The following is a 17,625-nucleotide window of genomic DNA, read 5'->3' as shown; positions in this document are numbered from 1 at the left end:
CACCCGTCACGAGGACATGACGCATGATCGATTTGCGTAGCGATACCGTAACGCGGCCCAGCGAGGGCATGAAGGCCGCGATGATGCGCGCCGAGGTGGGCGACGACGTGTGGGGCGACGACCCCACCGTGCAGCGCCTGCAGGACACCATGGCCGAACGCGCGGGCAAGGAGGCCGGGCTCTTCTTTCCAAGCGGCACGCAGAGCAATCTCGCGGCGTTGATGGCGCATTGCGCGCGCGGCGACGAGTACATCGTCGGTCAGGCTGCGCACACCTACAAATACGAAGGCGGCGGTGCCGCGGTGCTGGGCAGCATCCAGCCGCAGCCGCTCGAGAATGCCGCGGACGGCTCGCTGCCGCTCGAGAAAATCGCCGCCGCCATCAAGCCCATCGACGATCACTTCGCGCGCACACGCCTGCTCGCGCTCGAAAACACGATTGGCGGCAAAGTGCTGCCGCCCGCTTACGTGACCGAGGCCGTGCAGCTCGCACGTCGACATGGGCTCGCCACGCATCTGGACGGCGCGCGCGTCTATAACGCGGCGGTCGCGTCGGGGCAGCCGGTCGGCACGTTGACGGCGTCCTTCGACACCGTCTCGATCTGCTTTTCGAAGGGACTCGGCGCGCCGGTGGGGTCGGTGCTCGTCGGGAGCCGCGAGTTGATCGAGCGCGCGCACCGCTGGCGCAAGGTGCTGGGTGGCGGCATGCGTCAAGCCGGCGTGCTCGCGGCCGCGTGCCTCTATGCGCTCGAGCACAACGTCGAACGGCTTGCCGAAGATCACGCGAACGCCGAACACCTCGCAGCGGGACTGGCCGGCATCGATCAGGTCACGGTGCAATCGCAGGCCACGAACATGGTGTTCGCGCAGTTTCCGAAGGAACACTGCGCGCCGCTCGAAGCGTGGCTCAAGGAACGCGGCATCCTCACGCAGATGTTGTACGCGTCGCGTTTCGTGACGCACCTCGACGTGTCGCGTGCGGACATCGACACGTTCGTCGCGGCTGTGAAGGGATATTTCGCACGCTAACTGTGCGAGCGGGCGGGGCGCGCGGTGTGGTTTCTCGACGCGCGCCCGGTTGGTTTTTTGCGGGCTAACGCTTGCCGCCAATGAGGCTGACGGGCAAGACGACGTCAGCGCGTACCTCAGTCGTATTTATAGACGCCCTGCTTCGTCTTGCGTCCCAGGTGCCCCGCGGCCACCAGCTCGCGCAGCAGCGGGCACGCGCGGTACTTGGTATCGCCGAAGTCCTTCAGGAATACGTCCATCACGGAAAGGCACACGTCGAGGCCGATCAGGTCCGCGAGCGCGAGCGGCCCGATGGGATGATTGGCGCCCAGCCGCATGCCCGCGTCGATTTCCTCCGCGCTCGCCACGCCTTCCGCCAGCACGAAGAACGCCTCGTTGATCATCGGCACGAGGATGCGGTTCACCACGAAGCCCGGCGAATTCTTCACACCGATCGGCGACTTGCCGAGGCGCTCCGTCAGTTCGCGCACGGAGTCGGCCGTCGCGGCGCTCGTCTGCAGACCGCGAATGATTTCGACAAGCGGCAGAAGCGGCACCGGATTGAAGAAATGCATGCCGATGAAGCGCGTGGGGTCCGCAAGCGTGGCGCCGAGCGAGGTGATCGAAATGGACGACGTGTTCGACGCGATGATCGCGTGAGGCTGCACCACCGCCTCGATCTGCTTCAGGATGCGGTTCTTCAACTCCACGTTTTCGGTGGCGGCTTCCACGACGAGATCCGCGGCGGCGAGGCGCTGGTAGTCCGTGGACGTCTCGATGCGGGCCAGGGCCGCGTCGCGCGTTGCGGCGTCCAGCTTGTCTTTTGCGACGAGCCGCTCGAGGCTCGACGTCAGCGTGGCGACGCCCTTGGCGAGCGCGGCGTCGGTGACGTCGATCATGATCACCTTGAGCCCGGCGACGGCGGCTGTCTGCGCGATGCCGTTACCCATGGTGCCTGCGCCCACCACACCCACTGTTTCGATAGTCATGCTCGCTTCCTTTGAGTTTCGTTGGAGATTCTGTTGAGCCGGCGCTGAAAAGAGCGCACCGTGCCGGGAATGTCTGAGGAGAAGAGGGCGGCGATGCGCTCGCCGCTGCCAGCGCTCATCGTATCAAGCGGAAGGCGCGCGCAGCCACGGGGCTCGCGCAAACGAAACGAAGAAGGTGGGCGCGCGGACGTTCGCCGATTCGCCTCGCGCGTGGCGACCCGCTATCGCCTGACGGCTGCCTTCTAGCGACCCGTCGGCCCGACCGGCGTGCCGAGGCGATGCGACGGCGCGAAGAGCCGCAAGCCGCTCGCAATCGCGGCGGCCCCGGCGAATACGGCGCCGGCCGCGAGCGAAAGCGTGGGCCCATGACGGCCGGCAATGCTGAAACTGAGCGCGACGAGCGCTGCCCCGGTGGTTTGCCCGAGCAGCCGCGAGGTCGCGATGATGCCGCTTGCGCCGCCGCTGCGTCCGGGCGGCGCGCTCGACATGATGGCCTTCAGATTGGGCGACTGAAAAAAGCCGAAGCCCGCGCCGCAGATCGCCATGCGAATGCCGATCTCGTGCACCGTCGGATAGGCGGGCAGCAGCGCGAGCGAGGCCATGCCGGCACTCAGCACCGCAAGCCCGATGGCGCCGAGCAGACCGGGCGGGTAACGGTCGGAAAGACGCCCCGCGAACGGCGCGGCAAGCGCGACCACCACGGGCCACGGCGTCATGAGAAAGCCTGTTTCCACCTGACTGCGATGAAGCACGTCCTCGAAATAGAACGGCAGAGAAACGAACGCGAGCCCCTGCGCTGCGAACGAGCAGACCGCCGTGAGCGCCGAGAGCGCGAATACGGGCCGCCGGAACAGATCGACGGGCAGCATCGGCGCGGGGTGCCCTGCTTCACGGCGCATCAACAGCCAGCCGAAGACGATCGCGATGGCGCCCGCAATCAGCACGCGCGGCGCGGGCGCACGCTGCGCCGCTTCGCCCAGCGCGAAGATCAGCGCGGCAAAGGTGATCACGTTGAGCAACGCGGCGAGCGGATCGAAAGCATGGCTGCCGCGCGGCGTGGCGGGCAGCGCGGGAAGCGCGAACGCCAGCGCCACGACGCCGAGCGGCACGTTGACGGCGAAGAGCCAGGGCCACGCGCCGAACGAGAGAATCAGCGACGCCACGGTCGGTCCCACGGCAAACGACACGCCCACCACGAGCGCATTCATGCCCACGCCGCGGCCCAACCGATGCGCGGGGTAGAGCGAGCGGATCAGCGCGATGTTGACGCTCATGATCGCGCTTGCGCCAAGGCCCTGGAGAATGCGGGCGGCGGCGAGCATCGGCAGCGTGGAGACGAGCGAGCAGGCGAGCGACGCGACCGTGAAGGTGGCGAGCCCCGAGATGTACACGCGCCGGTGTCCGACGATGTCGCCCAGCGCCGCGAGCGGCAGCAGCGTCGCGACCATGGCGAGCTGGTAGGCGTTGATGATCCACACGGATGCCGCGGGCGCGGCGTGCAGGTCGGCCGCGATGGCCGGCAGCGCGGTGTTGGCGATGGCCGTGTCCAGCGTGGCGAGCGCGACCGCCAGCATGATGGCGGCCATTGCGCGGCGCTTTTTGCCGGACATCGGTTCGTCGATATCGTCGGTGCGGGCTGGGGTAGCGGAGGTATCGGACAAGATGGGCTCGTCGGTGGCTGGGGCCGGCGGCCCGCCGGCAGCCCGTCACGCGATTGTTACAGAGGTGCCGTGATCGTGCAGTGAACGCTTCAAAGGCTGCCCGCGGAGCCCGGACGCCCCGCCAGACAAGGGGCAAGGCTTACGGCGCCATAACACAACTAACGGTCTGTTCCGGCTAGCGCCTTCGAACTGGCACCGCAGCGGACGTACTACGGGCCATTCGCTCGTTTCAGTCTTCAGGAAAGACGGGAAACGCCGGGCGGATGCCGCGGGTTGACGTCTCGCGGAGCCGCTCTGGCGGCGTCGTGACGTGGGTTCGCGCGGTACCCGCAGCGTTGCCTCAGGAAAGCGATGCCAGCAGGATCGACAGTTTGCGGACGTGGGCCTTGAATGCGTCGTCGGTCTCGCGGTCGCGGGAGGAACTGGGGTGCGGCGTCTCGGCGAGTTCGGCCTGTGCCTGGAACTCGTCCGCGATGCGGCGTCGCGTTTCGGGCGGCAGTGCGCGGATCACCGACACCAGCAACAGTTCCTGTGCGTGAAGCATCCCCACGGTCAAGGCTGCATTCATGGTGGCCTCCATTTTTTCCGGCTTCGTCCATCGGGCGTTCGCAAGCTGCGCGCCAACGCGCTGTGCACTCTGTTGCACTGTACTGCACGCGGGCGCGGTACAGCATGCATCGTGCATGGGCCAGTGCAGTCAGGGCCATTCAGTGTCACTCAGTGCCACTCAGTGCATCGTGCGATGACACTCGTCAGCACCGGCATTGCATGGCAATGCGTTTCATGTTGGCGCACGGCGCCTGCACTTCGCGTTACGTCCCCTGTGCGTTGCGCTGCGGCTTACCGTGGCATGCATCGCCCTCGCTGCACTCCACTGCGCAAAATGTCCTACTCTGCATATTTACCCGTCGGACCGGTTTCCCCCGCCCGCCTTGCTGGCACGGCATTCGCGTGCAGGAAGCCGCATCGTTTTTCCGGGAGGTTTCGATGACGACCGTGGATCTGGAGTTCGACCAGCTCAACAGTACCGTCGAGGCGCTGCGGCGCTCCATTTCAAACCGTCTCATGTACGGTGTCGGCAAGGACGCCGTGGCAGCGCGTCCGCAAGATTGGCTCCACGCGGCGGCGCTCGCCGTGCGCGACCGGCTCGTCGCGCGCTGGATGAAGACCACGCGCATGCAGTACGAACAGGATGCGAAACGGGTCTATTACCTGTCGATGGAATTCCTGATCGGCCGCACGTTCACGAATGCGTTGCTCGCGCTCGGCATCTACGACCCCATGAAAGAAGCGCTCGCCAGTCTCGGCGTGGACATGGAAGCGCTCACCGATCTCGAACCCGACGCCGCGCTCGGCAATGGCGGCCTTGGCCGGCTCGCCGCGTGCTTTCTCGATTCGATGGCGACGCTCGGCATTCCCGGCTTCGGCTACGGCATTCGCTACGAGTACGGCATGTTTCGCCAGGAGATCGTGGACGGCGAACAGGTGGAGGCGCCCGACTACTGGCTGCGCGCGGGCAACCCGTGGGAATTTCCGCGGCCCGAGGTTCAGTATGTGGTGCACTTCGGCGGGCGCACGGTGCAGCGCGAAGGCCGCATCGAGTGGATCGACACGCAGCACGTGAATGCGATGGCCTACGACACCGTGATTCCGGGCTTCGCGACAAGCGCGACGAACACGCTGCGCCTGTGGTCCGCGCGCGCCACGGAGGAGTTCGATCTCTTCGCGTTCAACCAGGGCGACTATCAGCGCGCGGTGGAAGCGCGCAACGCGTCGGAGAACGTCTCGCGGCTGCTGTATCCCGACGATTCCACGCCGGCCGGGCGCGAGTTGCGTCTGCGCCAGGAGTACTTCTTCGTCTCCGCGACGATGCAGGATCTGATTCGCCGCTATCTGCGCACGCACAGCACTTTTGGCCGGTTTTCCGAGAAGGTCGCGGTGCACCTGAACGACACGCACCCCGTGCTCGCCATTCCCGAGCTGCTGCGGTTGCTGGTCGACGTGCATCACGTACCGTGGGACAAGGCGCTTGCCCACGTGCAGGAGATGTTCTCGTACACCAATCACACGCTCATGCCCGAGGCGCTCGAAACGTGGGACGTGGAACTGCTCGCGCGTCTGCTGCCGCGTCACCTCGAAATCATCTTCGACATCAACGCCGAATTCCTCAAGCAGGTGAGCGAGCATTCGGACCACGACGTCGATCTGATCCGGCGCATTTCGCTCGTGGACGAATACGGGCAGCGGCGCGTGCGCATGGCGCATCTCGCGATCGTGGCGAGCCAGAAGGTGAACGGCGTATCGAAGCTGCATTCGCAACTGATGACGCGCGACATCTTCGCGGACTTCGCGCGCATGTACCCCGAGCGCTTCACCAACGTCACCAACGGCATCACGCCGCGGCGCTGGCTTGCGCAGGCAAGCCCCTCGCTTTCGTCGTTGATCGACGCGCAGATCGGCACGCACTGGCGCACCGATCTGTTCGAACTCGCGAAGCTACGCGAGCTGCGCAACGACCCTGGCTTCATTGAGGCGTTCCGCGAAGCGAAGCGGCAAAACAAGATACGCCTCGGGCATCGGCTCATGCACCAGACGGGCGTGTCCTTCGACCCCGACGCGCTCTTCGACCTGCAGGTGAAGCGCATTCACGAATACAAACGCCAGTTGCTGAACGTGCTGCACGTGATCGTGCGCTACAACCGCATTCGCGAGAACCCGCAGCGCGACTGGGTGCCGCGCGTGGTGATGTTTGCCGGCAAGGCGGCGTCCGCGTATCGCATGGCGAAGACCATCATCAAGCTCATCAACGACGTCGCGGCAAAGATCAACAACGACCCCGCGGTGGGCGACCGGCTGAAGGTGGTGTTCGTGCCGAACTACGGCGTGAGCGTGGCCGAGCTGATCATTCCGGCGGCCGATCTTTCGGAGCAGATTTCGATGGCGGGCACCGAGGCCTCGGGCACGGGCAACATGAAGCTAGCGTTGAACGGCGCGCTCACCATCGGCACGCTCGACGGCGCGAACATCGAAATTCGCGACGCGGTGGGCAAGGACAACATCTTCATCTTCGGTCACTCCTCCGACGAAGTGGACGACCTGCGCGCCGGCGGCTACCGGCCGCGGCAGATCTACGAAGAAAACGCGGAACTGCACACGGCGCTCGACCAGATCCGCACCGGCTTCTTCTCGCCTGGCGATCCGCTGCGCTTTTCGGACATCTTCCACACGCTCGTGGATTGGGGCGACCACTACATGGTGCTGGCCGATTTCGCGTCGTTCGCGAAGACCCAGGAAGAGGTGGACCGCCGTTTTCGCGATTCGCGCGCCTGGGACCAAAGTGCTATCGAAAACGTGGCCGGCATGGGCTTCTTCTCGTCGGACCGCACGATTGCCGAGTACGCGCACGACATCTGGCGCGTGAAGCCGCTGGAGAGGGGCTGAGATCTGCTGAGGCGATTGTGGCGCCGCGGGGGCGAGGCGCCACGGCCGGGGCGTCGCCGCTGCGGCTCTCGTTACTGCTGTTGTTGCTGTTGCTGCTGCGTTTTCGCCGCAGCCAGCGCGTCTTTCACCGCGCGCTCCACGCGTGCGACGAAATCGGCATCCGTACTCGACACCGCTTCGCGATCGCCCGCCGCGGTCGCGACAATGAGCCGATGCGTCACGTCTTGGGTCGTCCATGCGAGCCCGCCCACCACCACGAGCATGGCGCCGCACACGAGCGCGGCCGCCGTGCCGAACCAGCCGCCCGCGATGGCAACGGCCACGCCGCACAGGCTGATGACCGTCGGCACGACGCGGTTCTTGCCCACCGTGATGACCCGCACGTCGTGCACGTCACGCAACGTGAAGACCTGCCCGGCCGCGGAGATTGCGTTGCGCGTGACGGAGACGCCGCGTTCGTTGAAAGGAGTATCCATTGCCATTGCTTCGTTACCCAATGCCTGAAAGCGCTGCATGCGAGTGCTGCATGAGCCGGAAGGGCGAAGGGTACCAGAAGCGCGATGGAGACCGTAAGAAGCGCACCGCCGCCCGAAAAGGACGCGAGCCGCGCGCAAAAAGAAGCGCCCCGAAGGGCGCTCTGCTGATGCGTGGGCGACGCACCGCGTAGCGCGTGCGCCACCGGCAAGATGTGCCGCTTAGAACTTGTGGCGAATGCCCACGCGCACGGCGACCTGGTTGTCCGACGTGCCGGACGTATTGAAGTAGCTCGTGCTCGAACCAATCTGCGCCGGCACCTGCGTGCCGTTCGCGAGGTGGCCCGATGCCTGCTCGTAGACGCCGAGCAGGTACACGTCCGTGCGCTTGCTGAGGGCGTAATCCACCACGGCGTTGACCTGGTTCCAGTGCGCCGAGAAGAGACCCGACGAGCGCGAGTACGTGTAGCCCGCCGCTGCAGACAGTGCCGGCGTGAACGCGTACTTGCCGCCGAATTCGTAGGCGTTGTACATCGTCGACGAACCCGTGATGGGCGAGAGCAGCGTGTTGGTCCACAGGGCCCACAGCGTGGCCGGGCCGAACGCGTAGCGTGCGCCGATACCGAACGAACGCAGGTCTTTGATGGTGCCCGTGTTGATGCCAAAGATCGCCGTCGTGAACGCAGGCGACGCCTGGCTCGGGAAGCGGATGTCCGTATAGGCCGCGCCGATGCCGAGCGGACCCGCGGCGTAGTTCGCGCCGAAGCTGTATGCGCGCGACGAACCGGCGACCGGGTTGGCCGTCGTGCCCGTCTGCGGCGCGCCCGCGAATGCGCCGGCCTGGTTCGAGAAGCCGTACAACGCGCCGAACGTGAAGCCTGCGAAGTTCGCGCTGCTGAACTTGACCGCGTTGTTGATGCGGCTCGACGTGAGCTGGTCGATGTCGTTGACGTGGTAGGCGTAGTTGCCCGCTGCCGTCAGACCGCCCGTGGAGTAGCTGCCGCCCAGGTAGTCGGTCGTGAACGAATACTGGCGACCGAAGGTCAGCGAGCCGACGTCGGTTTTCGACAGACCCACGAACGCCTGGCGCCCGAACATCGCGCCGCCCTGGCCCAGCGTGCCGTTACCGCTGTTGAAGCCGTTTTCGAGCACGAAGATCGCCTTCAGGCCACCGCCCAGGTCTTCCGTGCCGCGCAGGCCCCAGCGGCTGCCTTGCGCGACGCCGTCGTCGTACTTGAACAGCTTGTCGCTGCCCGTGGAGGTCTTGCTGTTGTTCACGTAGCTGATACCGGCGTCGATCAGGCCGTACAGCGTCACGCTGCTTTGAGCGTGGGCGGTGCCGCCAAGCGTGGCGAGAATAGCGGCGGTCAAGACTTTCTTGTTCAAGGCGTGTTCTCCAGGAGAAAAGAATGCAATAGCCGCACCTGATCTTCGGCAGGTCATGCGACGGGCTGCAATGTAAGGGCCGGCAACGAAAGGAATGTGACAGCAAGAATTTCGGAGGGAGTTGTGGTGCGGACGCTACATAGCGATGGCGTCGCATAGGCAGCGAGGCGCGGGACAAGAGCGCGACTGAATCGTGCAGAACGAGACTGCGCAGCGGCGCGCAAGCGTTTGCGCGTGCAACCACCGCGAGTCAGCGAAGGGAAAGGGGCGACGAGGGAAGACAGGACGGATGAAGCGCGATGGCCGGCGGGATACCGAAGCCGGCCATCGGGTCATGCGTTGCGAGAAGACGTTGCGAGAAGGGGGTTGCGAGAAGGGGTTGGGTTGAGGCGTGGCGTTGAGCCGCAGAGTCACCCCAATAACGGGCACCGCCTATGAATGGCGCCCGCGACGTTCACTGCGAGAGCAGCGACCCCGTGCGGATGGGCGTTGCGCCGGCCACGCGCGCCACTTCCATGCCCGCCGTCGCAAGGCGTGCACGGTGCCGCGCGTAGAGCACGCCGCTCACGGTGCATTTGAGTGTGGTGATTTCGTCCGTGAGCGGGTCGACGATATCCGCGATAGCCGTGCCCGCTTCCACCCACTCGCCGTACAGGGCGCGAAACACTAGCACGCCGCTCGCCGGCGCGACGATGGGCTCCGTGCCGGCGAGCGGCGTGGCGTCGAACGCGAGCGGCGGCAGCGGCGCGGCCGTACCGTCGATCACGCCGCGCAGCGTGAGGTACTCGATGATTCCTTGCGCGTCTTTGTCCGCGAGTTCGTACGAGACGTCGGCCTGGCCGCGCAGTTCCACCGTGACCGAGATCGAGCCGTTCGGAATCGGGAAGCGGTCGCCGAAGCGTTCGCGCAGATCGGACCAACAGAAGCTGTGAATCTCGTCGAACGGATTGCCGATGGAGTTGAGCGCAAGCAGCGACGTCTTCGCGTCGAGATAGCGCGCGAGCGGCTCCACGTCGTCCCAGAGGTCGGGGTTCGTGTACAGATGCAGCGCCGCTTCCCAGTCGCAATGCAGGTCGAGCACGACGTCGGCGTCGTACGAGAGGCGTTGCAGCGCGAGGCGTTGCGAATCCAGTTCCGTTTTCGGGTGCTGCGCATCGAGCACTTCGCGCATCGTCGCGCGAATGGCGTTGCGGTTTGCCTCCACGTCGCCGGTGAGGCGCTCTTCGATATACGGCAGCACGAGCGCGGCCAGATCGTAGAAGTTGCGATTGAAGTTTTGCGCCGTGTTCGATTCGAAGCGGCCCGCAAGGTGGCCCAGCACGTGCTGGTTCAGGCCGATCGGGTTCGGTACGGGCACCACGACCACTTCGCCGCGCATCTTGCCTGCGGCCTCGAGCGCGGCGAGCTTGCGGCGCAGCGCCCACGAAACCAGCATGCCCGGCAGTTCGTCGGCGTGCAGGGACGACTGGATGTAGATCTTCTGGCCGCCGGCAGGGCCGTAGTGGAAGCTCGTGATCTGGCGGGCGGTGCCGAGCGTCGGCGAAATCAGCGGATGGTTCCTGGTCTGCATGATCGATGGGGTCCGTGCAGCGCGTGCCGCACGAAAGACAGTTGAGGTGGCGTTGAGGGAATCCGCCGATCTTAGCCGATATGGGCACGCTGTGCGGAGCGTGCCGCGATGAGTCGCGCCTGGGGCCTGGTTCAGGCGCGCTTGCGGCGATACGGCGCGCCAAAACAAAACGGGCCGCGCGTATCGCGCAGCCCGTTTGCGTACTCCTGGTTCATGCGGCCGGTCCGTGCAGCCGGTACGGCGTGTGCCGCAACCGGCTGTAGGGGAAACAGCGCGGAGAACCGCGGAATCAGCCGCCGTACACGTCGAAGTCGAAGTACTTCTTCTCGAGCTTCTTGTAGGTGCCGTCCTTGAGGATGTCGGCGATCGCCTTGTCGATCTTCGCCTTCAGGTCGGTATCTTCCTTGCGCAGGCCGATGCCGGCACCGTTGCCGAGAATCTTCGGATCGACGAGGTCCTTGCCCACGAACTCGTAACCGGCGCCGCGCGGCGTCTTCAGGAAGCCGATGTCGGCCTGCACGGCATCTTGCAGCGCTGCGTCGAGGCGGCCCGACAGCAGGTCGGCGTAGACCTGATCCTGGTTCTGGTACGGCACGACCTTGGCGCCCTTCGGCTCCCAGTAGGTCTTCGCGTACGTTTCCTGGATCGTGCCCTGCTCGACGCCCACGGTCTTGCCCGCGAGCGATTCAGGCGTCGGCTTGATGCCCGAGCCCTTCTTGGCGACGAGGCGCGTCGGCGTGTTGAAGAGCTTCGACGAGAACGCGATCTGTTCGGCGCGTTGCGGCGTCATGGACATCGACGACAGCACGCCGTCGAACTTCTTCGCCTTCAGTGCGGGGATCATGCCGTCGAAGTCGTTTTCCACCCAGACGCACTTGGCTTTCAGGCGCGCGCAGATTTCATTGCCGAGGTCGATATCGAAGCCGACCAGCTTGCCGTCGGAGGCCTTCGATTCAAACGGCGGGTAGCTGGCGTCGACGCCGAAACGAATCGTCGTCCAGTCTTTGGCATGGGCGCCCGCCGAAAGGGCAAGCAGGGCAACCGTCACGGCCGCAAGCAGTTTTTTCACTGTTTTTACTCCTCGGAGTGGTTCGAATAGCCATGCGCGCGGTTGTGCCGCCCGCAGGGCGGAGGGTGGCGCCTGTCGCGCCCGGCCCCTGTTATGGCCGCCGGCCGGCGGCCAGCAGAGCGCGCCAAGCTTACCAAGTCAAAATTAAAGCGGAGCTAGTGTAATACCGGATGGCGCGGCCAAGGCAGATCGCGACACGGCGCAGCACGGCTTCTTTTGCGCGGGCGCGACAGCCGTGCGTGGCGGGCTTTACAAGCCTGTTGCGATGCGGCAGGGCGGCACGCGATGAAGGCGTCCCGAAAGGTCGCTCTAGAGGCGCGGCTGCGACTTTATGCCAGACGTATGTCGCGCGCGCCTCTGCTCATGCCCCGCGGTGCTCAAACGATGCGCTGGCCGGCGCGATACGTGGCGCGCGGAACGGGCAGCGCATCGAGCATGGTCACGCGCACCATGTCCGCCCGCAGGCCCGGCTCGATCGCGCCGCGATCCGTCAGACCGGCGTGGCGCGCGGGCTCCGACGAGACCGTGGCCAGTGCGCGCGGCAGGCTCCAGTCGGCCTTGTGGACCAGTTCGAAGGCGGCGGTGAGCAGGCTGGAGGGCACGTAGTCCGAGGAGAGGATGTCGAGCAGGCCCGCCTGCGCGAGTTCGAGCGCCGACACGTTGCCCGAATGCGAGCCGCCGCGCACCACGTTCGGCGCGCCCATCACGGTGGCGATGCCGCGTTCGCGCGCGGCCTGCGCCGCGGCGCGCGTGGTCGGAAATTCGGAGATCGCGACGCCCTCGGCGGCGGCCTGCTCGACGTGTTCCACGAGCGTGTCGTCGTGGCTTGCCACCGGAATGTTGCGCGCCTTGCAGCGCGTAACGATCTGATGGCGATGCGTGTCGGCGAAACGCTGCTGTTCGTCGGCCAGTTCGGCGAGCATGGTGGCCGCCTGCTCGTCGGTCCATTTGCCGTGCCGTTCCTGATAGCGGCGCCATTGCGCGGGGTCGTGCCACTGGCGCTGGCCAGGCGTGTGATCCATCACGGACGCGAGCCGCATCAGCGGATGCGTGCACAGTTCGTCGAACAGCTCGACGACGTCTTCGGTCGCGATCTCGCAGCGCAGGTGCAGGAAGTGCTCGGCACGCAGCAGTTGCCGCGTGGCGAAGCGTTCCAGCGAGGCCGCGCAGCGCATCTGCACGTCGCGCCCGCGTACGCCCACCGAAAGGCGCGTGCCGATGGCGAGCGCGTCGAACACGGTCGTGATGCCTGCGGCGGCCACCTGGGCGTCGTGAATCACGAAGGCGGCGTCGGTGTTCCATTGCACGCCGGGGCGCGGCGCGAGATGTTTTTCGAGATTGTCCGTATGAAGCTCGATCAGGCCGGGCAGCAGGTAGTCACCGGCCCAGTCTTCGGCTTCGGGCGCCGAGGTGGTGCCGCGCTGGACCTCGCGGATCGTGCCGTCCTCGATGCGCACCACGCCTTCGAATACCTCGTCTCGCGTCACGATGCGAGCGTTCTTGATCAACATCGGTTGGCTCCTTGTTCTGCGGGCCGCGTATGCAGGACCGCTTTCGTTCGGCATAGTCGCGTCGCTCAATGCAGCGCGGCCGGTGTGAGTGCGTTCGCGCCGCAAGACAAAGGCGGCTGTAATTCGAGGCGTCGCGTGGCTACTTTCAGGCGCGTGTCTTCGTCATGGAAGATACCGACAATTGCCGCACCGCGCTCGCGCGCTTCCACGATCAAATCCGCCACGACGTCGCGATTTTCCGCATCGAGCGAGGCCGTGGGTTCGTCGAGCAGCAACAGCGGATGGCCCGCGATCAGACCGCGCGCAATGTTCACGCGCTGTTGCTCGCCGCCCGAAAACGTGGCGGGCGCGAGCGGCCACAGTCGCTTCGGAATGTTGAGCCGCTCGAGTAGCGCCGCGGCGCGATGCTCGGCTTCGTCTTCGGGCACGCCGCGCGCCACGAGCGGCGCCGCGACGAGCGCGAGCGTGGGCACGCGCGGGATCACACGCAAGAACTGGCTCACGTAGCCCATCATGTGACGGCGCAGATGCAGCACGTCGCGCGGCTCGGCGTTCGTGATGGCGATGCAGTGTGCGGCGGGGTTCGTGCGCGTTGAGTCTTCAGCCGCGCATTCGGCACCATCGACTGCCGCCCCGCAGCGCACGGCAATCGTCCCCGCACTCGCAAGGTAATTGCCATACAGGCAGCGCAATAGCGTGCTTTTGCCGGCACCCGAAGGGCCGACCAGCACGACACACTCGCCGCGTGCGACGTCGAGCGACACGCCCGCGAGCGCTTCGATTTCGATGCCGCCCTGGCCGTGCAGCGTGAAGGTCTTGTGCACGCCGACGGCGCGCAGCATGAGCGCGGGCTGATCGGCGAACGCACGGGTCATGTCGTGCGTCATGGCATGCGCGTGCGGTTCTGCGAGAGAAGGAGTCATGGGCACATTCCGGTTTCCGGTATTTCCAGTAGACAGTGCAGGGCGTGCGTCATACGGGCAGCACGGACGAAACGAGCGTCTGCGTGTACGGATGCTGCGGATCGTCGAGCACCTGGTCGGTCAGGCCGGACTCCACCACCTCGCCGCCTTGCATGACCATCAACCGATGCGCGAGCAGTCGCGCCACGCCGATGTCGTGCGTGACGATCAGCACCGAAAGATGCAGCGTGCCCGTGAGCGTGCGCAGCAGATCGAGCAGGCGTGCCTGCACGGAGACGTCGAGGCCCGCCGTGGGTTCGTCCATGAACACGAGGCGGGGGCCCGTCACGAGGTTGCGTGCAATCTGCAGCCGTTGCTGCATGCCGCCTGAAAACGCGGTGGGCAACTCGTCGATGCGCGAAGGGTCGAGTTCGACGCGCGTCATCCATTGCGTGGCGTTGTCGCGAATCTGCCCGTAGTGGCGCGCGCCCACCGCCATCAACGGCTCGCCGATGTTCGCGCCGGCCGAGACGCCGATCCGCAGTCCATCGCGCGGATTCTGCTGCACGAAACCCCATTCGGTGCGCATGAGCAGACGGCGGCGCGGTTCGGAAAGCGCGAACAGGTCCAGCGTGTCGCCGTGTGCGGTGGTGTAGTGCAGCGTGCCCGCGTCGGACGGCGTGCGCAGCGCGAGTGCATTGAGCAGCGTCGTTTTTCCCGAACCCGATTCGCCCACGATGCAGAGCACCTCGCCGGGATACAGATCGAAGCTCACGTCGCGGCAGCCGTTGCGGCCGCCATACTGCTTCGTGAGATGACGTGCGCTGAGGAGCGGTTTCATGCGGCGTCTCCTGTCGCGGTGTTCGCGCAATTTTCAGCGGACTCGCGGCGCGTGTGGCAATAGTCGCTGTCCGAGCAGACAAACATGCGCGTGCCTTCGTCGTCCACGATCATTTCATCGAGAAAGCTCTCGCGCGATCCGCACAGCGCGCACGCATGCTCCCAGCGCTGAATCTCGAACGGGTGATCGTCGAAGTCGAGACTGCGCACGTTCGTGTACGGCGGAATCGCGTAGATGCGGCGTTCGCGCCCCGCACCGAAGAGCTGCAACGCAGGGTTGCGATGCATCTTCGGGTTGTCGAACTTGGGGATGGGCGAGGGCGAAGTCAGATAGCGGCCGTTCACGATCACGGGGTAGTCGTAGGTGGTCGCAATGCTGCCGTGGCGCACGATGTCCTCGTAGAGCTTCACGCTGATGAGGCCGTAGTCCGCAAGCGCATGCATCTTTCGCGTTTCGGCCACGCGAGGCTCGAGCCGGAACAGCGGCTCGGGCATGGGTACCTGGTAGACGAGAATCTGCTTCTCGGTGAGCGGTGTTTCGGGAATGCGATGGCGTGTCTGGATGATGGTGGCGTCCGCGGTCTTGCGCGTGGTGGCCACCGCCGCCGTGCGTGCGAAGAAGCGGCGAATATTGACCGCGTTCGTCGTTTCGTCGGAGCCCTGATCGATCACCTTCAGCGTGTCGTGGCGACCGATGATCGACGCCGTCACCTGGATGCCGCCTGTGCCCCAGCCGAAAGGCAGCGGCATTTCGCGCGATGCGAACGGCACCTGGTAGCCCGGCACCGCAACGGCCTTGAGCACGGCGCGGCGAATCATGCGCTTGGTCTGCTCGTCGAGGTAGGCGAAGTTGTAGCCTTCTGCGTCGTGCGACGCTGGGCCCGACAGTGTTTCAGGCGCGTTCATGCGCTTGCTCCTTGTCTTCGTCGTGTTCGCTTTCGCTGCGCGCGACGTGTGCCACGGCGTGTTCCCTTTCTCGTGGCGCAATGTGTGAGGCATCGTGTTGAGCCCGCTGCTCGGCACGCAGCCGCCGCACGAGTTCGAGTTCCGACTGGAAGTCGACGTAGTGCGGCAGCTTCAAATGCTGAACGAAGCCCGACGCTTCCACGTTGTCGCTGTGCGAGAGCAGGAATTCCACGTCCTGGGTGGGCGATTCGACCGGCTCGCCGAGTTCATCGGCGCGCAGCGCGCGGTCCACGAGTGCCATGGCCATCGCCTTGCGCTCCGCGTGTCCGAACGCGAGGCCATAACCTTGCGTGAAGGTGGGCGGTACGTCTTTGCTGCCCGCGAACTGATTCACCATCTGGCACTCGGTCACGTCGATTTCGCCAATCACCACCGCCTCGCCCAGTTCGTCGAGCACCATCTCGACGTCTACCGACCCAAAGCGGATCTCGCCCGCGAACGGATGCGAATTCGCGTAGCCGCGCTGCGTGGCGTAGCCCATCGCGAGCAGGAAGCCTTCGTCGCCGCGCGCGAGGTTTTGCAGACGCGTGGCGCGATCTGCGGGGAATGCGAGCGGCTCGCGCGTGAGGTCGCCGGGCTCGCGGCCTGCAGGCGAGGGCACTTCCTGTTCGATCAGGCCTTCGCGATCCAGCAGCGCGACGACGCGAGGCATGGAACTGGCGGCGGGCGCGTGGCGGGTGTTCATGCTTTCCAGAGGGGGGCGTGCATCTTGCGGCGCGTCCGTTGCATGAACCGTATTGCCTTCTTCATCCGAACCTTCAGCCAGCAACGCGAAATCGAGCAAACGCTGCGTGTAATCGTAGGTCGCGCCCAGCAACTGACCGCCGGGCACGTCCTTGAACGTAGCCGAAATGCGGCGTTCTATCTGCATCGCTTCGGTTTCGATGGGCAACGTGTAGCTGAAACGCGGCACCGTGGTGCGCCACGCGCGCAGCAGAAAGATCGCTTCCACGAGGTCGCCCGCGGCCTGCTTGATGGCGAGCGCAGCCAGTTCTTCGTCGTAGACCGAGCCTTCGGTCATCACACGCGCCACGGCAAGACGCAACTGCTCGCGAATCTGCCGCACGCTGAGTTCGGCGACGCGCGTGTCGCCGCGACGTGCCTCGTCGAGCAGACGCCATGAAGCCTCGATGGCGCGCTCGCCTCCTTTGACGGCGACGTACATCAGTTCACCTCCGCGAGCGTGGTGCGCGGCAAGCCGATGAGCGTTGCGCCGCAGACGAGGTAGCAGTCGATTCCGCACGGAAAGAGCGGGCCCAGCGCAGCGCGTTCGTGCCAGAAGCGCGCGGGCAGGCCAATGGGTGCGATGGTGTGCGTATGCTCGATGCCGGGGCCGCGCAGCACGACCCGCGTGCCGCCCGTGAGCGCGGTGACGCGGATCAGCAGCGTCGCCGCGTGTTCGGGCGATTCCGGTTCCCCCAGCGAAAAGCGCTCGAGCGACGGCAACGTGTCCGCGTCGTGCACGTAGGCGAATGCGGCGTCGTGCGCCTCTTCGGTGAGCGGCGCGCCAGTGTGAAAGCGCAGCGCAGAACCGAGCACCGCGTCGGGCTGCGCGAGCCACACGGGCGTGGAGTAATCGCAAAGCGCGAGCAGCGCGGCGAATGCCGCAAGATCGGCGCGCGAACGCAGGCTGCCCGAGGTATCCGCGGAGGGCAGCGGCGTTTCGATCGTGCCGACTCTGCCGGGGCGCGAGAGAGCGTCGAGCAGCGTGCGGAAGACCACTTGCGTGTCGTGAACGGGATCGGCGAAGCCGGGCGTCAAGGCGGAAAGCGCAATCTGCGCCGCATTCGCTGTGGGGTGGGCCATATTC

The 17,625-nt window shown here is 65.7% G+C and carries 15 protein-coding genes; 2 read left to right on the top strand and 13 right to left on the bottom strand.

Annotation, left to right across the window (positions count from 1 at the left end):
- Positions 1 to 23 precede the first annotated feature (23 nt).
- Entirely contained in the window at positions 24 to 1,028 is a 1,005-nt protein-coding gene (ltaE, locus tag P2869_RS26550) for a low-specificity L-threonine aldolase (RefSeq protein WP_277598449.1), read from the top strand.
- Between the two features lie 116 nt (positions 1,029 to 1,144).
- On the opposite strand, the gene P2869_RS26545 is transcribed toward ltaE, so the two are convergent.
- The 3 genes from P2869_RS26545 to P2869_RS26535 all read right to left on the bottom strand — a co-directional run bounded on the left by P2869_RS26545 (position 1,145) and on the right by P2869_RS26535 (position 4,225).
- A complete protein-coding gene (locus P2869_RS26545; RefSeq protein WP_017775348.1) occupies positions 1,145 to 1,996 on the bottom strand; it encodes a 3-hydroxybutyryl-CoA dehydrogenase in 852 nt (283 codons plus the stop codon).
- A 242-nt stretch (positions 1,997 to 2,238) separates the two neighbouring features.
- Positions 2,239 to 3,606, bottom strand: coding sequence for an MFS transporter (locus P2869_RS26540; RefSeq protein WP_126878750.1), 1,368 nt, complete (start codon positions 3,604 to 3,606; stop codon positions 2,239 to 2,241).
- Positions 3,607 to 3,997: 391 nt separating this feature from the next.
- Complete coding sequence (locus P2869_RS26535; RefSeq protein ID WP_277598448.1) at positions 3,998 to 4,225, bottom strand: hypothetical protein; 228 nt, start codon at positions 4,223 to 4,225, stop codon at positions 3,998 to 4,000.
- Positions 4,226 to 4,644: 419 nt separating this feature from the next.
- Here P2869_RS26535 and P2869_RS26530 point away from each other — a divergent pair, with 419 nt between their 5' ends.
- A complete protein-coding gene (locus P2869_RS26530; RefSeq protein ID WP_277598447.1) occupies positions 4,645 to 7,098 on the top strand; it encodes a glycogen/starch/alpha-glucan phosphorylase in 2,454 nt (817 codons plus the stop codon).
- 71 nt (positions 7,099 to 7,169) lie between these two features.
- Here the strand turns inward: P2869_RS26530 and P2869_RS26525 are convergent, their stop codons facing one another.
- The 10 genes from P2869_RS26525 to phnH form a co-directional block, all read right to left on the bottom strand.
- Entirely contained in the window at positions 7,170 to 7,574 is a 405-nt protein-coding gene (locus tag P2869_RS26525; protein ID WP_199542311.1) for a DUF6232 family protein, read from the bottom strand.
- 219 nt (positions 7,575 to 7,793) lie between these two features.
- The gene (locus P2869_RS26520) at positions 7,794 to 8,957 is read right to left on the bottom strand and encodes a porin (protein WP_126878662.1); all 1,164 of its coding nucleotides are present in this window, start codon (positions 8,955 to 8,957) and stop codon (positions 7,794 to 7,796) included.
- A gap of 454 nt (positions 8,958 to 9,411) precedes the next feature.
- Entirely contained in the window at positions 9,412 to 10,527 is a 1,116-nt protein-coding gene (locus P2869_RS26515; protein ID WP_277598446.1) for a succinylglutamate desuccinylase/aspartoacylase family protein, read from the bottom strand.
- Between the two features lie 289 nt (positions 10,528 to 10,816).
- Positions 10,817 to 11,596 carry an ABC transporter substrate-binding protein gene (locus tag P2869_RS26510; RefSeq protein ID WP_017775355.1) on the bottom strand — a complete coding sequence of 260 codons (780 nt, stop codon included), beginning with the start codon at positions 11,594 to 11,596 and terminating at the stop codon, positions 10,817 to 10,819.
- Positions 11,597 to 11,973: 377 nt separating this feature from the next.
- Positions 11,974 to 13,107, bottom strand: coding sequence for an alpha-D-ribose 1-methylphosphonate 5-triphosphate diphosphatase (locus tag P2869_RS26505; protein WP_017775356.1), 1,134 nt, complete (start codon positions 13,105 to 13,107; stop codon positions 11,974 to 11,976).
- A 65-nt stretch (positions 13,108 to 13,172) separates the two neighbouring features.
- Positions 13,173 to 13,994, bottom strand: coding sequence for an ATP-binding cassette domain-containing protein (locus tag P2869_RS26500; RefSeq protein WP_277599857.1), 822 nt, complete (start codon positions 13,992 to 13,994; stop codon positions 13,173 to 13,175).
- Between the two features lie 85 nt (positions 13,995 to 14,079).
- On the bottom strand, positions 14,080 to 14,850 hold the full coding sequence (gene phnK / locus P2869_RS26495; protein ID WP_126878660.1) for a phosphonate C-P lyase system protein PhnK: 771 nt from the start codon (positions 14,848 to 14,850) through the stop codon (positions 14,080 to 14,082).
- Positions 14,847 to 15,755 (bottom strand): alpha-D-ribose 1-methylphosphonate 5-phosphate C-P-lyase PhnJ, encoded by a 909-nt coding sequence (locus P2869_RS26490; protein WP_126878659.1) that lies wholly within the window; start codon positions 15,753 to 15,755, stop codon positions 14,847 to 14,849. Before P2869_RS26490 ends, phnK begins: the two co-directional genes overlap by 4 nt.
- Positions 15,742 to 16,980 (bottom strand): carbon-phosphorus lyase complex subunit PhnI, encoded by a 1,239-nt coding sequence (locus P2869_RS26485; protein WP_277598445.1) that lies wholly within the window; start codon positions 16,978 to 16,980, stop codon positions 15,742 to 15,744. Before P2869_RS26485 ends, P2869_RS26490 begins: the two co-directional genes overlap by 14 nt.
- Positions 16,980 to 17,621 (bottom strand): phosphonate C-P lyase system protein PhnH, encoded by a 642-nt coding sequence (gene phnH / locus P2869_RS26480; RefSeq protein ID WP_277598444.1) that lies wholly within the window; start codon positions 17,619 to 17,621, stop codon positions 16,980 to 16,982. The genes P2869_RS26485 and phnH overlap by 1 nt, the downstream gene beginning before the upstream one ends.
- Between the last annotated feature and the right edge of the window lie 4 nt (positions 17,622 to 17,625).

The organism is Paraburkholderia sp. SUR17 (genome assembly GCF_029536165.1).
GTDB lineage: Bacteria > Pseudomonadota > Gammaproteobacteria > Burkholderiales > Burkholderiaceae > Paraburkholderia > Paraburkholderia kururiensis.
The sequence above is the reverse complement of the archived record's forward strand: the minus strand, read 5'-3'. Positions and strand labels throughout refer to the sequence as shown.